Origin of the sequence: Rhodococcus sp. 14-2470-1b, from assembly GCF_002259415.1 — a bacterium.
Lineage (GTDB): Bacteria > Actinomycetota > Actinomycetes > Mycobacteriales > Mycobacteriaceae > Rhodococcoides.
On sequence record NZ_NPFY01000004.1, the window covers coordinates 318,224 to 336,821 of the forward strand.

The window sequence follows — 18,598 nt, forward strand, 5'->3', positions numbered from 1 at the left end:
GTGCGTGCTACCCGGCGTTGCCCGCCGCGACGGCTTCAGCCGCACGAGCCTTGGCGAAGTTGGCGATGCTCTGGGCGTAGTGCGGGGTCTCTAGTTCGCAGTGCTGCCCCGACGCCTTCTGCCGCGCTGCTGCGGCGTCTTCGAAGGTCTGTCCGCTCGAAGTGATGAACTCTAGGAATTCCTCGGTGGGGTGCGAGGTGACCGTGTTGATGTAGCGCAGATTGTCGCCGTCGAGTTGTTCGATGCCGAGCTCCCAGATCACCTGAGTGGTGGTCCATCCGGCTGCCGCGAAGACGTCGGAGATCGAGACCATCTTGCAGTAGTGCCTGCTGGCGACCTCGAAACGGTACTGCTGGATGACGAGACCGGTGCCGATCATCTCGACATTGATCGACATCGGGGTGCCGTCGTCGTCGACGGTGTAACCGGCGGCCTTGTGATCCCCGGGTGCGCAGCGCTGATACTCATGCGTGGGAAGGGTTTTGAGCCACTGCTCGATATCGACGAAGTCGAGCGGCGCAGTGACGTCGGCGGTGACCACCGCATGCGAGAGTTGAAGATCGGGACGAGGAGTTGCGCTCATGGTGTTCTTCTTTCGAGTTGAGCCGGTCATCCGGCGACTTGTTCGACAAGAAGAACTCTGGTGCACGTCGGAGGCGAAAACATTGAAGGTCTCGTTACTCGTCCACTACCGGCTGCCCGGTATCTCGTTCCTCGGGCCTCCCGAACGCTTCTCGGGTGACCGTTCGAGCCGCTGGTCGACCCGTTCGGCGAGCGCCGTGACGTCGTCGTCGGTGTCCGCGCTGAGACGGCGAAGTCGTCACCGCCCACTCGCCACGCAACGTCCGACGCACGCACGACTTCTGTCCGTGCCCAGCGACGACGTTCTTCACACCCGAAACCCAGGGTCGAGATCTGACCACCATCGACGACGCCAACGCATCTTCGGGCGTATCGGAGTCTCGATCCACCGGCCCGCACACCTCGACCGAGCACTGCGGTTCAGCCGGATCCGCCCGCTCGCCTCTCTGACGCAACCGCAGAAGCCGATAGCACCCTTGACAGCGAACTTGCATTTTGCAAGTGTTCTCGCATGAGCCTGTTCATCACCTGCCCCGTCGACGACGTCGAGCGCGCCACCACCTTCTACACCGCCCTCGGCTGGACCCTCAACGCAGAGATGTCCGACCACAACGTCTCGTGCTTCGCGATCACACCCGGGCAGTACGTCATGCTCGGCAGCCGCGAGATGTACGCAAGCGTGGGAGGTACCGATGAGTTGATCGGCGGGCCGGGCACCCCGTCGAAAGTCACCGTTTCCTTCGACCTCGCCAGCCGCGAGGCCGTCGACGAACTCGTCGAACGTGCAGGCGCCGCCGGTGGTCGAATCGGTGACACCGACGACTACCCGTTCATGTACCAGCGCCAGTTCGACGATCCCGACGGCTATCACTACTCCCCGTTCTGGATGAAGCCGGACGTCGACTCGCCCGCGTGAGCGACCTGGCCGCAGCGCTCGACGTCGTCGGCGCTCGGTGGGCTTTACTGATCGTGGAGCGACTGCTCGACGGGCCGCAACGCTACGGCGATCTCCAGCGCGATCTCGGAACGCCGACGAACATGCTCGCGACCCGTCTGCGCGAACTCGAAGCAGCAGGCGTGTTGACCCGTCTTCCGTTGAAGCACAACACACGAGCCTACGCACTCACCGAACGCGGACATGCCCTGCGCACGGCGATCGACGCGCTCGGGCGTTGGGCAGCGGACGCAGAACGCCGAGGATGAGTCGGCCGTTTGGGTTCGTAGCGATGTCGTCGGGCGAGGTTCGGCTTGCCGATTCCATACTCACTCGCGCGGCGTATCGCAATCGAGATGGACGCCTTCGAGAACCCGCGGACACGAACTCGGCGGGACTCCAGCACCAGCGTCCGCATCGTGTACCAATGCGATAAGTTCTCGCTATGGCGCGTGGCATCGCAGGGACGGCGCGGGGAATCACCCTTCAGCAGTTGCGGTACTTCGTGGAAGTGGCCGCCGAGGGATCCATCAGTGCCGCGGCCGACCTTCTCTACGTCGCGCAACCGACCCTGTCGTCCGCATTGAAAGACATCGAGAATCGCGTAGGGCGGACGCTCTTCCTTCGCTCGACCCGCGGCGTGACGCTCACCGAGGACGGGGCGGAATTCCTAGGTTATGCGCGTCAAGTGGTCGAGCAAGCAGAGCTCCTGGAACAACGCTATCTGGGCCGCGGACCCTCCCGGCGGCTGCTGGCCGTGTCGACTCAGCACTACTCGTTCGTCGTCGACGCCTTTGCCCGGATGGTGAAGGCATCCGAAGCGGCAGAATATGCGTTCACTCTTCGCGAGACCCGTACGTGGGACATCATCGAGGACGTTCGCACACTGCGAAGTGAGCTCGGTGTGCTGTATCGCAACGAGTTCAACGCAAACGTGATCGACAAGTTGATTCGCGAAGCCGGACTGGTGTTCACGCCGCTGTTTCTGGCGTCGCCGCACATTTTCGTCGCCCGCACGAATCCGCTCGCAGAACGAACGAGCGTGACGCTGAGTGATCTGGAGGATCTGCCCCGGCTCACCTTCGACCAGGGCGCCAACAACTCCTTTTACCTGGCTGAAGAGATCCTCTCCACCCGTTCGTCGAAGCAGGACATCCGGGTGAGTGATCGGGCGACCATCTTCAACCTCATGATCAGTCTGGCTGGATACACGATCTCTACCGGCATCGTCTCGGACGATCTCGATCCGTCCATCGTCGCCGTGCCGTTGGACGTGGACGAACGAATCGAGATCGGTTGGATCGGTCATGCCTCGGTGTCCTTGACCGCTCAGGCCCGGCGATTCGTGCTGGAGATGCGTGACGTCGTCTCAGGATTCGGAGTCGATCTTCTGGGATAGCCATTCGCTATATCCAGCTATCGTTCGAAGCAATTAGCCTATGACGGTCGGTCTGTCTACACTCATTTTCGCGTCACTTTGCGCCCCCGATCTTCGAGTATCTCGGCCCCGAGAGTCCATCTGGGGCGCGAGGATGCGGTGGGCCGAAGTGCTGCACAGAACCAAGCAATCAGCCGTGCGGCGACGCCCTCGTCGCTGTAGTTACCGCACATGATCGGGGCAACTCTCCACAATGACGAACGACTGTGCCTTCAGCATCGATACGACACGCTTCGACGAGGACTACACACCGTCGACCAGCTCACGCATTACGACGAATTTCGCGAATCTCGCACGGGGCGAGGGTCGCCGACAGAATCTGCGCAATGCGGTGACGATGATGAAAACCCGTGTCAACGAGTTGGCGCACTGGGACAACCCACGTGGCGACCGCTACAGGCTCGACCTCGACATCGTTTCCGTAGACCTGCATCTCGCGTCGGCCGGGGATGGATCCGCATTCCCGGTGATCGAAGTGCTCGATGTCGACATCGTCGACATCGAGACCGGATCCCGCACCGAGGGAATCGTCGGGAACAACTTCTCGTCGTACATTCGTGATTACGATTTCAGTGTTCGGCTCCCGGAGCACCGGGCGACGGGAATCCCCAGCGACTTCGGCGACCTGCACGGGCAGGTCTTCCAGCGTTTCGTCGAGTCGGACGAGTATCGCGAACGATTCTCGCAGCCGCCGGTCATCTGCATCAGTGTCTCGACGTCCATGACGTACCGCCGTCTTTCCAATCACCATCCGATTCTCGGGGTGGAGTACGTGGCGGACGAGCAGTCGCTCACCGACCGGTACTTCGAGAAGATGGGGCTCCGCGCGCGATACTTCATGCCTCGCGGTTCCGCCGCTCCACTTGCCTTCTACCACCGTGGCGACTTGCTCAATGACTACTCGTTACTCGCGCTTGCAGGAACGATCGCGACGATGGAAACGTTTCAGAAGATCTACCGTCCGGAAATCTACAATTCGAATACCGCAGCGGCGCAGGTATATCGGCCCAGCCTCGACAACGGCAACTACTCACTGCCACAGGTGAGTTACGACCGTGTCGAGCGCACCGGCCTCGCAGCCACCCAAGGAAAGTTCACCGAGGTGAATCTCATCGAACCGTACGGCGCCGTTCTCGAACGGTGGGCTTTCGAGCAGACGGCCTGAGCCCGCAGAACCGAAAGGTACCAGAGATGAACACCCTCCTACCCACCTCGATCGTCGGTAGCCTGCCCAAGCCCTCCTGGCTATCCGAGCCCGGAAAGCTTTGGTCGCCATGGAAGTTGCGAGACGACGAACTGCGCGAAGGGAAACTCGATGCCCAAGCCCTTGCGGCGCTCGAGCAAAAGCAAGCCGGGCTCGACATAGTCAGCGACGGTGAACAAACCCGTCAACACTTTGTGACCACGTTCATCGAGCACCTCAGCGGCGTCGACTTCGATCGACGCGAGACCGTGCGAATTCGAGACCGCTACGACGCAAGTGTTCCAACGGTAATCGGCGAAGTCAGCCGCGAAAAGCCCGTGTTCGCCGACGACGCCGCCCGCCTCAGAGCGACAACCGACCAGCCGATCAAGTGGGCCCTGCCCGGTCCGATGACAATGGTCGACACACTCTACGACGACCACTACAAGAGCCGCGAAAAGCTTGCATGGGAGTTCGCGACGGCGCTGAATCAGGAAGCGAAGGACCTGGAAGCGGCAGGCGTGGACATCATCCAGATCGACGAGCCTGCGTTCAACGTGTTCTTCGATGAACTGAAGGACTGGGGCGTGGCGATGCTCGAGCGTGCCACGGACGGGTTGAGCTGCGAGACTGCCGTGCACATCTGCTACGGGTACGGCATCAAGGCCAACACCGATTGGAAGGCGACGCTCGGGGCAGAGTGGCGTCAATACGAGCAGTCGTTTCCACTGCTGCGACGGTCTTCGATCGACATCGTGTCGCTGGAGAGCCACAATTCGCGGGTACCGGTCGACGTGATCGAATTGCTTCGGGGCAAGAAAGTCATGCTGGGAGCGATCGATGTTGCGAGTAGCACCATCGAGACGCCCGAGGAAGTCGCCGCCACCCTTCGACGCGCCCTCCCGTTCGTCGACGCGGACAAACTGTATCCGAGCACCAATTGCGGTTTGGCGCCTCTCGATCGACGGGTCGCGCGAGAAAAGATGCGCACGCTCGCCGCCGGGACCGAACTCGTGCGTCGCGAGCTGTCCTAGCGGCGCCACGGCACCCGAATGCCTTGCAAGACATGCGGCGGAATGTACGTCCAGTCCCGGTGCACACCTGGGAGGAGGAACGGGTGCTCCTCCTCCCGATCGTCTCAGTGTTGTAGTGCCGGGTAGTCGGTGTATCCCTCTGCACCGTCCGAGTAGAAGGTGCTCTGGTCCGGAGTGTTCAGTGGAAGGTCTTCCTTCCATCGGCGGGCCAGATCCGGGTTGGCGATGGCGGGACGGCCGACCACGACGGCGTCGCCGAATCCGTCGTCGACCAGGGACAGAGCTTCGTCCCTGCTGGTGATTTCACCGAATCCACTGTTGACGAGAACTGGGCCGCCGAAGGCGCGGCGTAGATCCTGGACGAGATCACCCGACGGATCCTTGTGCAGCACGCTCAGGAACGCCAGACCCAGCGGAGCGATCCCGTTCACCAGGGCGGTGTAGGTCGCGCGTACGTCGTCGCGGTCGGTTTCGAGCGCATCCTGGATGTTGTGCTCGGGTGAGATTCGGATTCCGACGCGGTCGACTCCGATGGCGTCGGCCACCGCCTGTGCGACCTCCACGACGAACCTCGCGCGCTTCTCGGGTGTGCCGCCGTAGGCATCGTCACGCTGATTCGATGCAGGCGAAAGGAACTCGTGCAGCAGGTAACCGTTGGCGGAGTGAATCTCGACGCCGTCCAATCCTGCTGCGATCGCGTTCTTGGCTCCTTGGACGAATTCCTCGATCACCGAAGGAAGTTCATCGGTTGTCAGCGCACGAGGCACTGGATAGGGCTTCTTCCCGTCGTAGGTACGCGTCTCACCGTCGATTGCTATCGCGCTCGGAGCGACGACCTCGTAACCGCCCGTCGTCGCCTCATGGGTGACACGGCCTGCGTGCATCACCTGAGCGACGATCAGACCACCCTCGGCATGCACTGCGTCGGCGACATTTTTCCAACCCTCGATCTGCTCGGGAGTCACGAGACCCGGTTGACCTGGAAATCCCTGACCCGCATGCGACGGATACGTACCTTCGGTGACGATGAGACCGAGCGAGGAACGCTGACGGTAGTGCTCGACCACCAGCGGGCCAGGGACCCCGTCGCGCCCGGACCGCACCCGCGTGAGCGGAGCCATCACAAGCCTATTCTCGAGATCGAGGGCACCTAGCGTCAACGGAGAAAACAACTTCACGGATTTCACTCTTTCCAAACGGGGACGATACTTACATCGGCTAACCGTCGATGGTCAGTCGCGCATTCCGGTCAGAGACGATCGTCACCATCGAGTGGACGTCCCGCGTCGGCACCGGCGCGTCAGGTTTCCGTTGTTTCGATCGGACTTCGCTGACGCCGGACGATCCCCGTGACGACGGCAACGATGGCACCGACAGCGAGCACGACGGCCGATGCGAACGGGAGTGCGTTGTCCACGGCACCCACCGCCAGGACAGCAGGGATCGCCAGCCCCGGCCACGGCATCACAGTCTTCCAATCACCCGAGCTCCACCCGAGGATGGAACAGATCCCGACGATGAACAGGACGACTCCGCCGCACAGTATCCAGCGGCCCGCGTCGGTGAGTTCTCCGACGGGATGCAGGACGTACTGCTGAATCCCCACACCGAGCAGAGCGACCCCCAGAACGACGGGAAGGTGCCCGTAGACATACCCGTCGGCGCGGCCGCTTTCCACCGCCCGATCGTCGTCCTGGATTTCGAACTTGGCTTCCGCACCGGCGATGTCGAAGTACATCCACCACACGGCAGCCGCAATGGTGAACCCCAAAGCTGCCACCGACAAAGACGACCAGGCCCACGAAGTGTCGCGCATGCCGAGCACGACGGCCGACACCGATTCACCCAGGACGAGAATGACGAAGAGTCCGAAGCGCTCCGGAAGGTGATCTAGATGTAGCGGCACATTTTGACCCCACCGAGTCGCCGCGAACGGAGCCGCCGCCTCGACGGCGATGCCTACCGCCCACAGGACGTAGGTAAGCGGCGACGGGATGAACAGCGAAATCGTCCAGATCACGATGCTGATGACCGTCGCCGCGAGATAGAGATCGATGGTGGCCCGTACGTCGGCGATATGGCGCCACGCACGGAAGTAGAGCCCGGCGAGAAGCACTCGGGTCGCGATGTATCCGATGCCGAACGCGACAGTGCCGCTACCACCGACGGCCGTCGTCGCACTCGCCGCCATCACCGCGACCGCGAACGTCGCAGCCAGTTTGAGCACTCGATAGAGAACGTCGTTCGTGTCGAATCGGTTGGCATACAACGTAGTTGTCACCCACGACCACCACGTGACCGCGAACAGTCCGGTGAACACCGCTACCCCGTGCCATCCCAGGTCGTCCTTCAAGCCGATCGCGAGCTGATGGACAACCAGCACATAAGCGAGATCGAAGAACAGCTCCAGCCGCGTTGCGGCACGATCGTCCTTGGTTCGGAGTCGAGGCGGCTGGAACACCGGGGTGGATTGATCGGCCCCGGAATCACCGTCCGCATGTGTATCGGGGGAATCGTCCATGCCGACACATACCCCGCCCGAGCCAACTCAACCTCGGCTGGAGTTCACGCGAATCCCGGCTCAACTGCGTCGAACTGTGCCGTGAGTAGCTGTAGACAGCGTGCGAGTCGTCAAGCTTCCCGGCATTTCTCGTGCAGGGCAGCATCGGTGTCGGCGATGGCCAACATTCTGTTGATGTCCGCGCCGGCCAGTGCACCGGCCGCTGCCGAGGGACCGACCTGGGCAGTCAGGTCGGTGGCGTTCCCGGCCACCCACACACCCGGCACTTCGGTAGCGCCGGGTATGCCGGAGGCGAAACCGAGACCTATGTTCGGCGGTTCATGCATCGGCAGGCCCAGACCATCCAGTCCCTGGGTACGGGCTCGCAGTTGTGCGAGTACGGCCACCACACTCCGGGCCACGATCTGTCCGTCGGCCAGTCGCAGCCCTGGGAGCCATCACCGCAGTGCTCGTCATCGTGACGACCTCTCGTGACCCGAGCACACCGGGCATCGACGTAGGCGGCCTCGTCCTGTCCGTGCTCGCCGTCGGCACCCTCGTCTACACCGTCATCGAAGCCCCCGAACACGGCTGGGCCAGTATCGCCTCATTGGCAGGATTCGCCCTCGCAGCCGCGTTCTTCGTCGCTCTCGTGTTGTGGGAACGCAATCACAACGACCCGATGATCGACGTCACCCTCTTCGCCAATATGCGATTCACCGCCGCAAGCGCGTCGGTCACCTTCGCCTACTTCGCACTGTTCGGCTTCATATTCCTCATATCGCAGTACTTCCAACTCGTACGCGGATACGGTCCACTCGAGACAGGCCTCAAGTTCATACCCGTCGCAGCATCGATCGCTGTCGGCTCCGTCCTCGGCACCATCCTGGCAGTGCGCATCGGCAACAAGATCGTCGTCTCCGTCGGCCTGATCCTGTTCACCTCGGCTTTCGCATGGATCTCCACGCTCAGCACCGCCACCAGCTACCTCGAAATCGCCGGTCAGATGATTCCCCTCGGACTCGGACTAGGCCTGACATCGGCACCGGCGACCGAAGCCATCATGGGCGCCGTCCCGAAAGAGAAAGCAGGCATCGGCTCCGGCATGAACGACGCCACCCGAGAAGTGGGCGGCACCCTCGGCGTCGCGGTCATCGGCAGCGTCTACGCCTCGCTGTACACCTCCGGCCTGACCTCCTCCGACACAACATCAAACCTGCCCGACGACGCCACATCCGCCGTACAAGACTCCATAGGCGGCGCCGTCATCGCCTCCGAACAGATACGCGCAGCGGGCGATTCGTCCACAGCGGACGCAATCACCACCGCCGCCAACACCGCATTTCTCGACGGCCTCACCGCAGGCTCCTACGTCGCAGCAACAGTCACAGCAGTCGGCGCCGTCATCGCAGCAGTATTCCTGCCATCGCGCCCCCAATAGCCTTGGCGCATCCACGTGCACTTCAGAAACAGTGGCGGAGAATCACTGCTGCGGCAGTCGAGCGTCCACCAACCCTCGGGGCGAGAGTGCCCGAATGGAGGCTTCGAACCCACGCCGTGATCACAATGCACGTTCCTGAACACCCGAGAACGACGTAGAAAGCGGCACGCGAAAACTACTGTCCCGGTCGAGAAATCTGGATCTATACGGACTCCGGTGCCCCCAGTCGGACTCGAACCGACACTGTGCGGATTTTAAGTCCCTGGAAGTGGATTCACCTGAACGCCTCTGGACTCGATATGTGTTTATTTGCAGCGTTTTTCGTACATCACCGTCCGCACCGGACCATTCACGAACGTACCGACTTGTGACACTCTCGTGACACCGAACTACCGCCGATCCTCCGACACCGGACAGTCCTGATCGGTGTCGGACAGCCATGGGATCGGGTGGACGGAGAGCGTCCTGGGGCAATGCTGCACTGTGCCGACTCGTGACAACGAGACTCCTTCGAGTGAAGCCACATTGCCCTGGGATGTCCGTTGCGAGAAGGGTAAACGTGGACGGGCGTGGTTCCAGAACTTCCGCGCGTCGAGAACGCTGAACGACATGAAGGGACCCATAAGACTGACTTCACGATCATCAACCGAGTAGTTCCTCCAGCACATCCTCTGGCACCGGGCCCACGGGCACAAAGCCATCCGCGATCAACCGACGGCATCCATCGACCTCAATTGACACAGGCACCGGGCCCGAGTTGGGTCCGAGGTTCTGCAGCATCGAAGTGAGCACCGTTCCCGCCGACTCCGCGCACGGACCGGACGACCCACCGGGAAACAGAGTCTCGCGATCGGACGACGCGTTGACCTGCTCGACCAGGCCAACCAGGTCTCCTCGAAAGTGGTTCTCGTGGAACGTGACCCACCGGTCTGCACTGACTTCTCCGTCGGCGAAGGGATCGCACACGACCGCTTCGACAGGCACGAAATCAGCGGGGACGATGCCCGGGATCGGCCGCTGGGCAGCACGAGTCGGCGGTGGCGACACGACGTAGCTCGCTACCTCACTCGGCACGGCGCACTCGAACGCCGCAGCGGATCCGATCTCTGCGACACGGCGCTCGGCGGGTTGCGTCGACACCCAATACCCCACCGCGAGTGCGGTCGCCACACCGAGACTCAGAAGCAACCGCGGGTTCCTCACACGATCAGCGTAACCGTGGACCTCGATCGCACATGACAGACCGCTCGCAGTATCAGTCGGGCAGAATGCGGTCGACGACGGTGAGACCACCCAGCGAAGAGTCGCGAACACAGTGGCCGCCTCGACGCCACCGAGCACCCAGTGGCGTGCCGATCACAATGACTCACCGATCCGCGCTTGTTCTGCGGCAGAACAGTCTGAGTGCGGTATGAGTGTGTCGGTCATCCAGGCGGTCGACACCCGGTAGATACTCGGCAGACCGGTATCGGCTGCCGTGTTGCTCAATTCCAGTGCACGCAGCACACGCACCACTGGGTCGGCGCCCGCCTACTCGACCAACGCTGTCGCGCACGCCGACACAGTGTCGATAGCGGTCATGCGCGGGTAGCGGCGAGCTGTGCACAGAACGCTGCCCTTCGATGTACACCCCGGCCGCCAGCCCGCCTCTGGACCGGTATACCCGTTGAAGGCGATCCCGGCCAATTTCGGAGGTCGCATGAACCGCACTTATCGACAACGCACACACGGCACTCAAGCACCACCAGGGCCGCCCTGGGCGCAGCCTCGTCCATCCGGGCGTTCCGCGGGAGTGTGCCGGCCTGAGGGCGCGGCGTATCGAGTGTGCTCACTTCTCGGCGTGTCGCGCGGCGATACCGTTCACGGTGTTTCGGTGCCGGCGGGTCCGCGAGACGAGCACGAGCACTGCGAAGGCCGCGGTAGTCAGCGCGGCGTCTCGGGTATCGGCGGCGGCAGAGATAACCGCGAACATCGACACGGCGCCGAGGACCGCCCGCAGCGTGGCGCTGTCGAGCAGCACCACTGTCGGCGACGCCGCAGAGCCCCTCGGTATCGACGCGGATGCCGCCGATACCGCAGGTGTAGCTGCCGCTAGCGGCTGCGGTGATCGGTGCTCGATCAAGCGTCCGGGCGCTCGCGGTGAGCATCGACGATGTCGGCGTCATCGGCGAACATCAAAGTGCCGTCGGAGAGGGCGATCGCCCAGCGGCGTGGCGTAGCCCACTTGCGTCCCGCCGCCTCCTCGGTCAGCACGAAGTCAGCGAAGTCTTCGACGAGTGTGCCGGCCACGATGTGTCCGCCCGCTCGCCGCACCTGGACCGTGTCACCAACACCGGCGTCTACATGTGTGAGATGTCCCGATGTGCTCATGACGGTATTGAAACAGACCCAGAGCGGGTCGACGCGCGCACCCAGGGAGTACAGGGGCGCACTCGCAGTGCGCCGCAACGGTTGCTGTCTCTGGTCGAGCACTTTCCGATCACTGCGTCGATGTCGGCGACGGCGCGTGAGTGCGCGTGAGTGCGTTCGTCTGCGGCGAGGTCGAGAGTAGTGGGAGCTCTGCAAGCTGTGCGCCACACGGGCTGAGAAAGTGTCTGGTTGAATGTTGACGTCACTGCGGGTGTACAGGGGTTGGTCCGGTAGTCCTACCGGACCACGGTGGCGCCACCTTCTGTCGCAGCAAGGCGCACCCGAGATGCACATGCTTCATCGATGGTGGACACAACCGTCCGATTTCGCGTGGACCACCGCCTATCACCGCATCAACCCGATACTGCGGCGCGCGCACGTCGCTGTCGGCATCTGGTGCCTGCTCTACGCCGTACTCTGCATTCTCGCCGCGCACACCCCGGCCGGGATCGGTGAGCCGTCCGAACACGCCGCCGGGAATCTGCTCGCTGCCGTCGCAGGAATCGTCGGGTTTGCCTGGATACGGGGACCATGGCCCAGCGAGACTGTCTCGAAAATGTTCGTGGTGTATCTCGAGGCCAGCTCTGCTGCCGCGTTGTTGATGCTCAGCGATCCGATGGTGGCGCTGCCCTGTGCGGCCGCGTTGGGTGTCAACGGCAGCTATATCGCGGCGTTTCACAGCCCGAAGTTGTTCTTCGGTCACCAATGCTGGGCGATCGTGATCTCGGGTGTGTTGTTCACCAGAGCGGTGACGGCGCCGGATGCCGATGTCGTGCTGGCCGGCGCCTACCTGGTTCTGTTGACGTTGGTGTTGTTCTCCGCGCCGATCCTGACCCAGTCACTACTGGTGTTGCTGCGCCGCGACGCGGCCACTGCGTTCTTCGATCCGCTCACCGGACTGCGTAACCGGCGCGGGCTGGCCGCAGCATTGAGCGAAACACTTCCCGCAGGGAGTTCAGCGGCGGTCGTGGTCATCGACATCGACGACTTCATGGAGGTCAACGATCGGTTCGGGCACGCCCGCGGCGATGCGGTACTGCGCCGAACCGCCGCCGCGATCACCGCCGCGTTTGCCGCCCCGGCCGTCACCACCCGCACCGGAGGAGAAGAGTTCGCGGTTCTCACCTTCGTCGAGCCCGCGGCAGCATTCGCGTCCGCGGACACCCTGCGGATCGCACTCGCAGACGGCCACGGCTTCGATCCAGCCGTGACGGTCAGTATCGGCATCGCACACGCCGCAGCGAACACGCTCCCCGCGGACTACGAGAGGGTCTACAACCGGGCAGACACGGCGATGTACGCAGCCAAACGCGGCGGCGGCAACACCATCGTCACCGACATCAACTCCGAGGATGATTCCCTCCGCTGACCGTGCCGCCACCGGGGAATTGCCCGTGCTGCCCACCCGGCCCGTGCTTCGCCTGCACCAGAAGCATCGAAGCTCGACGAACCCTCTGCCGCCAGTCGACGTACGAAGGCGTCAGTGCGCTGCGTCGTACGCGTCGACGATCGAGGTGGGGATTCGGCCTCGATCGGCGATCTCGTATCCCTCGTCGGCGGCCCATTGCCGGATCGCGCGGGTATCGGCGGGATCACGTGTAGGTGCGGTCGCAGCCGTGGGCTTCGGGGTGGGTGTCGATGCGTTGCCTGCGGGCTTGGGCCGGTGTCGGCGTCCACCGGTGCGGGCGGCGTGGTCGATGTAGTAGTCGAGTTTGCGGTGAAACTCGGCGGCGTTCTTCGCCCTCAGGTCGATGACGTAGTCCACGCCGGCGACGGAGAATTCGATGGTTTCGCCGCCGCCGCCGTCGATGACGGAACCGTCGAGATCGTCGACCAACTCGACGGACACTTTCTTGGCCACGATGGGTGGATACCTTCCGTTCGGCGTGCTGCTTATCGAACTCGAGCGTAACCCGCCGTACACGGGCCGAGAGACGAGAGAACGCCCGCACACATGTGTGTTGGCGTGGTCCCGCACCGATCGCACCGGTCGCGACCAGTGACGGTTCGAAGGCCGCGCGCCTTGTCGGCTATGTTCGCCCTCGTCGCCGAACCGCACCGCACCGGCCGTCAGCTCGACATCCAGATGCGGCGTCGCGCTACCGCTTTGATGCGGGTCACCATGACCGGGCTCAATCCGAACCGGCTGAACGCACCGCCCGAATCCCGGTCGAGGATCTCGACGACGCCGCGGTAGAACTCCTGCACAGACGTATCGAACTGCGTGTGGATGCCCTGATCCGGGCCACCGCCGTGGTTGACCCACCGCAACGCGTACTCGACCATCGCGTGATCGCGTTCCGTGAACGCATCGTCGCAGGCTCGCCCGCCATCCGCAGCCGGTACCGCGGGCTCCTCGATCATCATCATCTGCTGATCCTTCCTTCTGCACCTCAGCCAGCTGGCCCGAACGATCGGATGGCGGCGCGGTTCGTACCGCACCAGTCCGAGTGTGTGCGTTCGCCCACGGTGGTGGCCGCGTGTGGGGCGAGGGCAGGGAGTCGACACCTGCCCCCGCCCACCTGACCCGGCGGCACCCCACAGCCCAGCCGGGATGCTCGGCTCACGCGGCAGCGGAGTGCAGGGTCTGTGAGTACCCGTCGTCGTCCATGTCGACCTCTCGCTGCTGATCGACGAGATCTGCTGCAGTACAACATTGTTCAGTGATGTCGATGCCCAGTACCGTCGCCCACCACTGCTCGCGATCCGGGTCATCGGGCCACACCACCGGATCCAGCACGTCCATCATCGAAGGTCACCTCCATCATCCAACGCGCTTGTTCTCGTGTTCGTGTTCGAAGAGTTATCGTTGTCGGCAGCGATTCGGTGGTCACTGCCGGCAACGAACGGGGCGAGACGGTCAGGTCGACTGTGTTTCGATCGAGCGTTGACCGCCGGTGCTGCCTGCGCTGATGTCGATCTTGCGCGGCTTGGCGCGTTCGGCGAGGGGAATGGTCACCGACAGCACTCCGTTGTCGTAGGACGCGGAGATGCGCTCGGTATCGACACCATCCCCGAGTGCGACCTGCCGACGATACGTCCCGGCGAATCGTTCCGAGGAAATCCACTGCACCCCACCGGTATCGGGTGCAGTGCGGTGGGCGGTGAGAGTGAGGGTGCCGCGGTCGACATCGACGTCGACCGAACCTGGATCGACACCGGGAAGATCGGCGGACAGAACGTAGTGATCGTCGAGTTTGTACAGGTCCATCGGCATGAACCGGGGTGCACGATCGGAACCGCTCGAGGTCCCCAGCATCGCCGAGGTAATCGAATCGAGGTCACGGAACGGATCGAAGCGAAGCACAGCAACCACCTCCTGCATTCCCAGATGCACCCGCCCCTGTAGCGGGCTGCTCTTGACTGTGCGAAACAAAAATTAGCACTCGAAGGCCGCGAGTGCCAAGATGGTGGTACATCTTTTTTCGAAAATTTTTCGGGGCAGACATCGTCCCACGAGGACGATCAATGATGCTGCGCGAGCACCACATCGGGCAGTGTGCGACGAGGCGAGGAGCAATACGATGACAACGAACACGATGACAACCAACACACTGGGTGGCGATGGGGCCTCCGGTGGTCCGGGTGTGCGGCGGTGGTGGAATCGGCGAGCGTTCAGCCGGGCCGAGAACACCGATTCGGCGTTGATGGTCGGCGCGCTGTCGATCGTGAGTTTCTGGGCCCCAGGTTTCGGGGTCGTGCTGGGGATACTTGCGGTCGTTGCCGCGCTGTGGGCTGACCGGAGCCCGATGCTGTCGGGTCCGCGCGCGCCGCGCGGCGATGTAGCGCTCGCCTATGGCGCCGGGATTCTCGGGGTTGTCCTGGGGATCGGGTTCCTGGCGATCGTTCTTCCGAATTGGTGACCTGCGATGGCCGAGAGCATCTTGCGCGAGTTGAGTGTCGCCGAACTGGACGCGGCGCTCGCCGATACGGAGGAACAACTGCGCATGGCGCGTCGTGAGGGCGCGCCAGCGGCGGACAGTGCGGTACTCGAAGTGGCCCGGCGCCGGCTGCTCGACGAGTTTCGTCGACGCGGACTCTGACAGAGGCCCGACGCCCTGGTGAGTCATGGTGGCCTGATGTATCGGACCTACGTTGGCTACCGATGATCCGGGTGAGACCGTCCTCGGCGACGGGGGGTGCCGCGGCGATACAGTGCAGCCATGGGAGACGAACACACCACGTCAGGGCGCGACCTCACGCGTGCGATCGCGGAGGCGACGAGAGCGTTCTTCACTCCGACCAGCCTTGAGGACACCCTGCGCGGGGTGACCGAGAGTGCCCGTTCGCTGATTCCGGCGGTCGACTGCGCCGACATCCTGATCGTCCGGGGGCCCAAGAAGTACCAGTCCCATGCGGCGACGAGTGAGCTCCCGGTGCGTTTGGACGCGATTCAAGAGCGTGTCGGGGAAGGCCCGTGTGTCGATGCTGCGCGGAATGAAGAGTTTGTTCGTTGTAACGACTTTCGATCAGATCCACGGTGGCCGGTGTTCGGGCCCGCCGCAGTCGACGCGGGTGTCCTGAGCAGTATGTCGTTTCGTCTCTACACCGAGAACGAGACGATCGGGGCGCTGAACCTGTTCGCGCTGACCGAGAATGCGTTCAGCGACGAGGATGAGGAACTCGGCACAGTCCTGGCCATCCACGCCGCGGTCGCACTGTATGCAGCCAACAAGACCGAACAGTTCAAATCCGGCCTCGCCTCCCGAGACACCATCGGTCAAGCCAAAGGCATGCTCATGGAGCGCTACGGCATCGACGCGGTCCAAGCGTTCGACCTGATTTCTCGGCTCTCGCAGAACGAGAACATCCCCGTCGCAGCGTTGGCGGCAGAATTGGTCGCACGCGGATCCGACACGGCCGCCGCCCGCAACCCACGCTGACGACCCAGGCCACCTTCCTGCGCACCCAGTTCGACCACCGCGCAGTGCGCTTCGGCTGTGGCCGATTGCACCGGCGCGAACCTGATCTTGCTGGGACCTGATGGTGCTGTGGAAGGTCGGCACCGAAATTGATCGAGTGGCGGCCGATGCGGGTGTTTCGATTGCGGTGGAGCGTGGAAGTCTGCCTCGAGCTCGGCTGCGAACGCCCGGGCGTTGCGGCCCGAGACAGGGCCCGGGGGTTCAACGACACAGCCCCTGGGTCCGCCGTCGCGTGGGCGTTCGAAGCAGCTCATCGGCGAAACCATCACACGATGCGGCCGCACCTGTGGCCTCATCCCTAACCTGATCTCGGAGCACGACATGTCGACATCCCCCGAACAACGGATTCCGGCAGACCCGCAGTTGTCGCACGTATGCGATACGATCGCCGAACTTGCTGTCACCTACGACATCTCCATAGGCACGGCCGAGTCACTGACCGCCGGTAATCTCGCAGCGATGCTCGGTAAAGCGCCGTCGTCAGGGCAATGGTTTCGGGGCGGCATCGTTGCCGATCACGAAGACGTCAAACACACGTTGCTGACGGTGCCCGACGGCCCGGTGGTCAGTGAAAGAGCAGCTGCTGCGATGGCCGTGTCTACGGCGTCGTTGATCGGCGCTGACTTGACCATCGCGGTCACTGGTGAGGCGGGACCACACTGCCAGGAGGACCAGCCACCGGGGACGGTCTGGGCTGCCGTGTGCGACCGCGGCGAGGTGAGCACTGAGCGCAAACATTTCGACGGCGAGCCCGAACAAGTACTGGCGCAGACGCTCTCGTTCGCGATCGACAGTCTCGTGCGTCATGCCCGCGAACGCGCCCGAGATCGAGCACCTGGTCGCGAATAAGTCGACAAATCAAAGGGTCCGTCAGGTTTCTGTGCATTGGCAACCGGGCACCCAGGCGGGCATGACTTTCAATGTTCGGTCCGAGATTCAGCACGAGTTGGGCGTAAAGCCCTCGATCGATCCGGCGTCCGAGATCGCACGGCGAGTCGCGTTCCTCGCCGACTATCTCCGCGTCAGCGGCGCATCGGGGTTCGTTCTCGGCATCAGCGGCGGGCAAGACAGCACCCTAGCAGGCACGCTCGCGCAGATGGCGGCGCGCGAGGTCATCGAACTCGGTGGCCAGGCCGTCTTCGTCGCAGTGCGCCTGCCCTACGGCGCGCAAACCGACGAAGCAGACGCCACCATCGCGCTCGACTTCATCAAGCCCGATCGAACTGTCACCGTCGACATCCGCGACGCTGTCGATGCGTCCGCCCGCTCGGCCGCTGCAGCCCTGGGTGCCGAACGGCTGGACGACGTCGTACGCGGAAACATCAAAGCGCGTGAACGGATGATTGCGCAATACGCCATTGCCGGTCAGGAAAACCTGCTCGTGGTAGGTACTGATCATGCAGCCGAGGCAGTGACAGGGTTCTTCACCAAACACGGAGACGGCGGAGTCGATCTGACCCCGCTCACTGGACTCACCAAAAGCCAAGGTGCCCAGCTTCTCCGGCAGCTCGACGCCCCCGACTCGACCTGGACGAAGGTGCCGACGGCCGATTTGGAAGACGACCGGCCCGCGCTACCCGACGAGCAGGCCCTCGGCGTCACCTACGCTCAGATCGACGCGTACTTGCACGGCGGCCCCGTCGACGACGATGCAGCTCGGACCATCGAACGGTGGTTCGCCGCGACCCGGCACAAGCGCACGACCCCTGTCGGCCCCGATGACCGTTGGTGGCGCACAGCCGTCGACGACGGCACATGAACGGGGACAACACCGTTTCGACTCGACTCGCATCCACCACGACGAGGAGGAGGACCAGCATGACCGAGGACAACGTACGAGATGACGACTACACCGCTGACAGCGCCAACACGGTCCGCGAGCACGCCGGTGAAGCACTCGAAGACGTGCGCAATTGGCCCGGCTACGTGTTTATCGGTGCGGCACTGGCGGCACTCGGGATGACCCTGACAGCAGCCGCGTACGGATTCGGCGGGTGGGTCTGGATCGGATCGATCGCAGCGGTGGTGTTGTGTGCAGCCGGGCTCACCATCGTTCTGCTCGAACGCACACGCGTCAACGCCAGGGAAGGGCGCGATCTCACCGATCCAGGCGCCCACTGAAGGAGCCGACCGGCCATGTCCAGCGACAGTTCTG

At 63.3% G+C, this 18,598-nt stretch carries 24 protein-coding genes; 13 read left to right on the plus strand and 11 right to left on the minus strand.

What is annotated here, in order from left to right; all coding sequences use genetic code 11:
- Positions 1 to 7: 7 nt before the first annotated feature.
- Positions 8 to 583, minus strand: coding sequence for a hypothetical protein (locus tag CH293_RS02850; protein ID WP_255122673.1), 576 nt, complete (start codon positions 581 to 583; stop codon positions 8 to 10).
- 510 nt (positions 584 to 1,093) lie between these two features.
- Between CH293_RS02850 and CH293_RS02860 the strand changes: the two genes are divergently transcribed.
- The 5 genes from CH293_RS02860 to CH293_RS02880 all read left to right on the plus strand — a co-directional run bounded on the left by CH293_RS02860 (position 1,094) and on the right by CH293_RS02880 (position 5,171).
- Positions 1,094 to 1,498 carry a VOC family protein gene (locus CH293_RS02860; protein WP_094719293.1) on the plus strand — a complete coding sequence of 135 codons (405 nt, stop codon included), beginning with the start codon at positions 1,094 to 1,096 and terminating at the stop codon, positions 1,496 to 1,498.
- A complete protein-coding gene (locus tag CH293_RS02865; protein WP_019663370.1) occupies positions 1,495 to 1,785 on the plus strand; it encodes a helix-turn-helix domain-containing protein in 291 nt (96 codons plus the stop codon). Before CH293_RS02860 ends, CH293_RS02865 begins: the two co-directional genes overlap by 4 nt.
- Positions 1,786 to 1,961: 176 nt before the next feature.
- Positions 1,962 to 2,915 carry a LysR family transcriptional regulator gene (locus tag CH293_RS02870; protein WP_019663369.1) on the plus strand — a complete coding sequence of 318 codons (954 nt, stop codon included), beginning with the start codon at positions 1,962 to 1,964 and terminating at the stop codon, positions 2,913 to 2,915.
- 232 nt (positions 2,916 to 3,147) lie between these two features.
- Entirely contained in the window at positions 3,148 to 4,119 is a 972-nt protein-coding gene (locus CH293_RS02875; RefSeq protein WP_094719294.1) for a putative oxygenase MesX, read from the plus strand.
- A 26-nt stretch (positions 4,120 to 4,145) separates the two neighbouring features.
- On the plus strand, positions 4,146 to 5,171 hold the full coding sequence (locus CH293_RS02880) for a methionine synthase (RefSeq protein WP_176459879.1): 1,026 nt from the start codon (positions 4,146 to 4,148) through the stop codon (positions 5,169 to 5,171).
- A 104-nt stretch (positions 5,172 to 5,275) separates the two neighbouring features.
- On the opposite strand, the gene CH293_RS02885 is transcribed toward CH293_RS02880, so the two are convergent.
- From CH293_RS02885 to CH293_RS02895, 3 genes are all read right to left on the minus strand, one after another.
- Positions 5,276 to 6,349 carry an alkene reductase gene (locus CH293_RS02885; protein WP_094719339.1) on the minus strand — a complete coding sequence of 358 codons (1,074 nt, stop codon included), beginning with the start codon at positions 6,347 to 6,349 and terminating at the stop codon, positions 5,276 to 5,278.
- A 122-nt stretch (positions 6,350 to 6,471) separates the two neighbouring features.
- Positions 6,472 to 7,692: a low temperature requirement protein A gene (locus tag CH293_RS02890; protein WP_037110708.1), complete on the minus strand. Its 1,221-nt coding sequence runs from the start codon at positions 7,690 to 7,692 to the stop codon at positions 6,472 to 6,474.
- Between the two features lie 110 nt (positions 7,693 to 7,802).
- Positions 7,803 to 8,093, minus strand: a complete 291-nt coding sequence (locus tag CH293_RS02895; RefSeq protein WP_255122674.1) for a hypothetical protein — start codon at positions 8,091 to 8,093, stop codon at positions 7,803 to 7,805.
- Between the two features lie 56 nt (positions 8,094 to 8,149).
- On the opposite strand from CH293_RS02895, the gene CH293_RS02900 reads away from it, so the two are divergent.
- Positions 8,150 to 9,112 carry an MFS transporter gene (locus tag CH293_RS02900; protein ID WP_255122675.1) on the plus strand — a complete coding sequence of 321 codons (963 nt, stop codon included), beginning with the start codon at positions 8,150 to 8,152 and terminating at the stop codon, positions 9,110 to 9,112.
- Between the two features lie 642 nt (positions 9,113 to 9,754).
- Here the strand turns inward: CH293_RS02900 and CH293_RS02905 are convergent.
- From CH293_RS02905 to CH293_RS02915, 3 genes are all read right to left on the minus strand, one after another.
- Positions 9,755 to 10,315 carry a hypothetical protein gene (locus CH293_RS02905; protein ID WP_141217129.1) on the minus strand — a complete coding sequence of 187 codons (561 nt, stop codon included), beginning with the start codon at positions 10,313 to 10,315 and terminating at the stop codon, positions 9,755 to 9,757.
- A gap of 625 nt (positions 10,316 to 10,940) precedes the next feature.
- Entirely contained in the window at positions 10,941 to 11,234 is a 294-nt protein-coding gene (locus tag CH293_RS02910; protein ID WP_141217130.1) for a hypothetical protein, read from the minus strand.
- Positions 11,231 to 11,482: a hypothetical protein gene (locus CH293_RS02915; protein WP_094719340.1), complete on the minus strand. Its 252-nt coding sequence runs from the start codon at positions 11,480 to 11,482 to the stop codon at positions 11,231 to 11,233. Before CH293_RS02915 ends, CH293_RS02910 begins: the two co-directional genes overlap by 4 nt.
- Before the next feature lie 325 nt (positions 11,483 to 11,807).
- Here CH293_RS02915 and CH293_RS02920 point away from each other — a divergent pair, with 325 nt between their 5' ends.
- A complete protein-coding gene (locus CH293_RS02920; RefSeq protein ID WP_094719298.1) occupies positions 11,808 to 12,890 on the plus strand; it encodes a GGDEF domain-containing protein in 1,083 nt (360 codons plus the stop codon).
- A gap of 111 nt (positions 12,891 to 13,001) precedes the next feature.
- Here the strand turns inward: CH293_RS02920 and CH293_RS02925 are convergent, their stop codons facing one another.
- The 4 genes from CH293_RS02925 to CH293_RS02940 all read right to left on the minus strand — a co-directional run bounded on the left by CH293_RS02925 (position 13,002) and on the right by CH293_RS02940 (position 14,828).
- Positions 13,002 to 13,382: an Lsr2 family protein gene (locus tag CH293_RS02925; RefSeq protein ID WP_094719299.1), complete on the minus strand. Its 381-nt coding sequence runs from the start codon at positions 13,380 to 13,382 to the stop codon at positions 13,002 to 13,004.
- Between the two features lie 209 nt (positions 13,383 to 13,591).
- Positions 13,592 to 13,891: a DUF3263 domain-containing protein gene (locus CH293_RS28095; RefSeq protein ID WP_176459880.1), complete on the minus strand. Its 300-nt coding sequence runs from the start codon at positions 13,889 to 13,891 to the stop codon at positions 13,592 to 13,594.
- A gap of 193 nt (positions 13,892 to 14,084) precedes the next feature.
- Positions 14,085 to 14,270, minus strand: a complete 186-nt coding sequence (locus CH293_RS28100; RefSeq protein ID WP_176459881.1) for a hypothetical protein — start codon at positions 14,268 to 14,270, stop codon at positions 14,085 to 14,087.
- 111 nt (positions 14,271 to 14,381) lie between these two features.
- Entirely contained in the window at positions 14,382 to 14,828 is a 447-nt protein-coding gene (locus tag CH293_RS02940; protein WP_176459882.1) for an Hsp20/alpha crystallin family protein, read from the minus strand.
- A gap of 217 nt (positions 14,829 to 15,045) precedes the next feature.
- On the opposite strand from CH293_RS02940, the gene CH293_RS02945 reads away from it, so the two are divergent.
- From CH293_RS02945 to CH293_RS02965, 6 genes are all read left to right on the plus strand, one after another.
- Positions 15,046 to 15,384, plus strand: a complete 339-nt coding sequence (locus CH293_RS02945) for a hypothetical protein (protein WP_255122676.1) — start codon at positions 15,046 to 15,048, stop codon at positions 15,382 to 15,384.
- Positions 15,385 to 15,390: 6 nt separating this feature from the next.
- Entirely contained in the window at positions 15,391 to 15,564 is a 174-nt protein-coding gene (locus CH293_RS28105; protein ID WP_176459883.1) for a hypothetical protein, read from the plus strand.
- Between the two features lie 120 nt (positions 15,565 to 15,684).
- Positions 15,685 to 16,404 (plus strand): GAF and ANTAR domain-containing protein, encoded by a 720-nt coding sequence (locus tag CH293_RS02950; protein WP_094719303.1) that lies wholly within the window; start codon positions 15,685 to 15,687, stop codon positions 16,402 to 16,404.
- A 360-nt stretch (positions 16,405 to 16,764) separates the two neighbouring features.
- A complete protein-coding gene (locus CH293_RS02955) occupies positions 16,765 to 17,292 on the plus strand; it encodes a CinA family protein (RefSeq protein ID WP_094719304.1) in 528 nt (175 codons plus the stop codon).
- A 61-nt stretch (positions 17,293 to 17,353) separates the two neighbouring features.
- The gene (gene nadE / locus CH293_RS02960) at positions 17,354 to 18,202 is read left to right on the plus strand and encodes an ammonia-dependent NAD(+) synthetase (RefSeq protein ID WP_094719341.1); all 849 of its coding nucleotides are present in this window, start codon (positions 17,354 to 17,356) and stop codon (positions 18,200 to 18,202) included.
- A gap of 59 nt (positions 18,203 to 18,261) precedes the next feature.
- Positions 18,262 to 18,564 carry a hypothetical protein gene (locus CH293_RS02965; protein ID WP_094719342.1) on the plus strand — a complete coding sequence of 101 codons (303 nt, stop codon included), beginning with the start codon at positions 18,262 to 18,264 and terminating at the stop codon, positions 18,562 to 18,564.
- The last annotated feature ends 34 nt before the right edge of the window (positions 18,565 to 18,598 follow it).

What these genes read in the sequence shown, in the direction of transcription:
- CH293_RS02850 (WP_255122673.1), bottom strand. Translation starts at nt 583, where the DNA reads ATGAGCGCAACTCCTCGTCCCGATCTTCAACTCTCGCATGCGGTGGTC.
- CH293_RS02860 (WP_094719293.1), top strand. Translation starts at nt 1,094, where the DNA reads ATGAGCCTGTTCATCACCTGCCCCGTCGACGACGTCGAGCGCGCCACC.
- CH293_RS02870 (WP_019663369.1), top strand. Translation starts at nt 1,962, where the DNA reads ATGGCGCGTGGCATCGCAGGGACGGCGCGGGGAATCACCCTTCAGCAG.
- CH293_RS02875 (WP_094719294.1), top strand. Translation starts at nt 3,148, where the DNA reads ATGACGAACGACTGTGCCTTCAGCATCGATACGACACGCTTCGACGAG.
- CH293_RS02880 (WP_176459879.1), top strand. Translation starts at nt 4,146, where the DNA reads ATGAACACCCTCCTACCCACCTCGATCGTCGGTAGCCTGCCCAAGCCC.
- CH293_RS02890 (WP_037110708.1), bottom strand. Translation starts at nt 7,692, where the DNA reads ATGGACGATTCCCCCGATACACATGCGGACGGTGATTCCGGGGCCGAT.
- CH293_RS02915 (WP_094719340.1), bottom strand. Translation starts at nt 11,482, where the DNA reads ATGAGCACATCGGGACATCTCACACATGTAGACGCCGGTGTTGGTGAC.
- CH293_RS02920 (WP_094719298.1), top strand. Translation starts at nt 11,808, where the DNA reads ATGCACATGCTTCATCGATGGTGGACACAACCGTCCGATTTCGCGTGG.
- CH293_RS28095 (WP_176459880.1), bottom strand. Translation starts at nt 13,891, where the DNA reads ATGATGATGATCGAGGAGCCCGCGGTACCGGCTGCGGATGGCGGGCGA.
- CH293_RS28100 (WP_176459881.1), bottom strand. Translation starts at nt 14,270, where the DNA reads ATGATGGACGTGCTGGATCCGGTGGTGTGGCCCGATGACCCGGATCGC.
- CH293_RS02945 (WP_255122676.1), top strand. Translation starts at nt 15,046, where the DNA reads ATGACAACGAACACGATGACAACCAACACACTGGGTGGCGATGGGGCC.
- CH293_RS28105 (WP_176459883.1), top strand. Translation starts at nt 15,391, where the DNA reads ATGGCCGAGAGCATCTTGCGCGAGTTGAGTGTCGCCGAACTGGACGCG.
- CH293_RS02950 (WP_094719303.1), top strand. Translation starts at nt 15,685, where the DNA reads ATGGGAGACGAACACACCACGTCAGGGCGCGACCTCACGCGTGCGATC.
- CH293_RS02955 (WP_094719304.1), top strand. Translation starts at nt 16,765, where the DNA reads ATGTCGACATCCCCCGAACAACGGATTCCGGCAGACCCGCAGTTGTCG.
- nadE (WP_094719341.1), top strand. Translation starts at nt 17,354, where the DNA reads ATGACTTTCAATGTTCGGTCCGAGATTCAGCACGAGTTGGGCGTAAAG.
- CH293_RS02965 (WP_094719342.1), top strand. Translation starts at nt 18,262, where the DNA reads ATGACCGAGGACAACGTACGAGATGACGACTACACCGCTGACAGCGCC.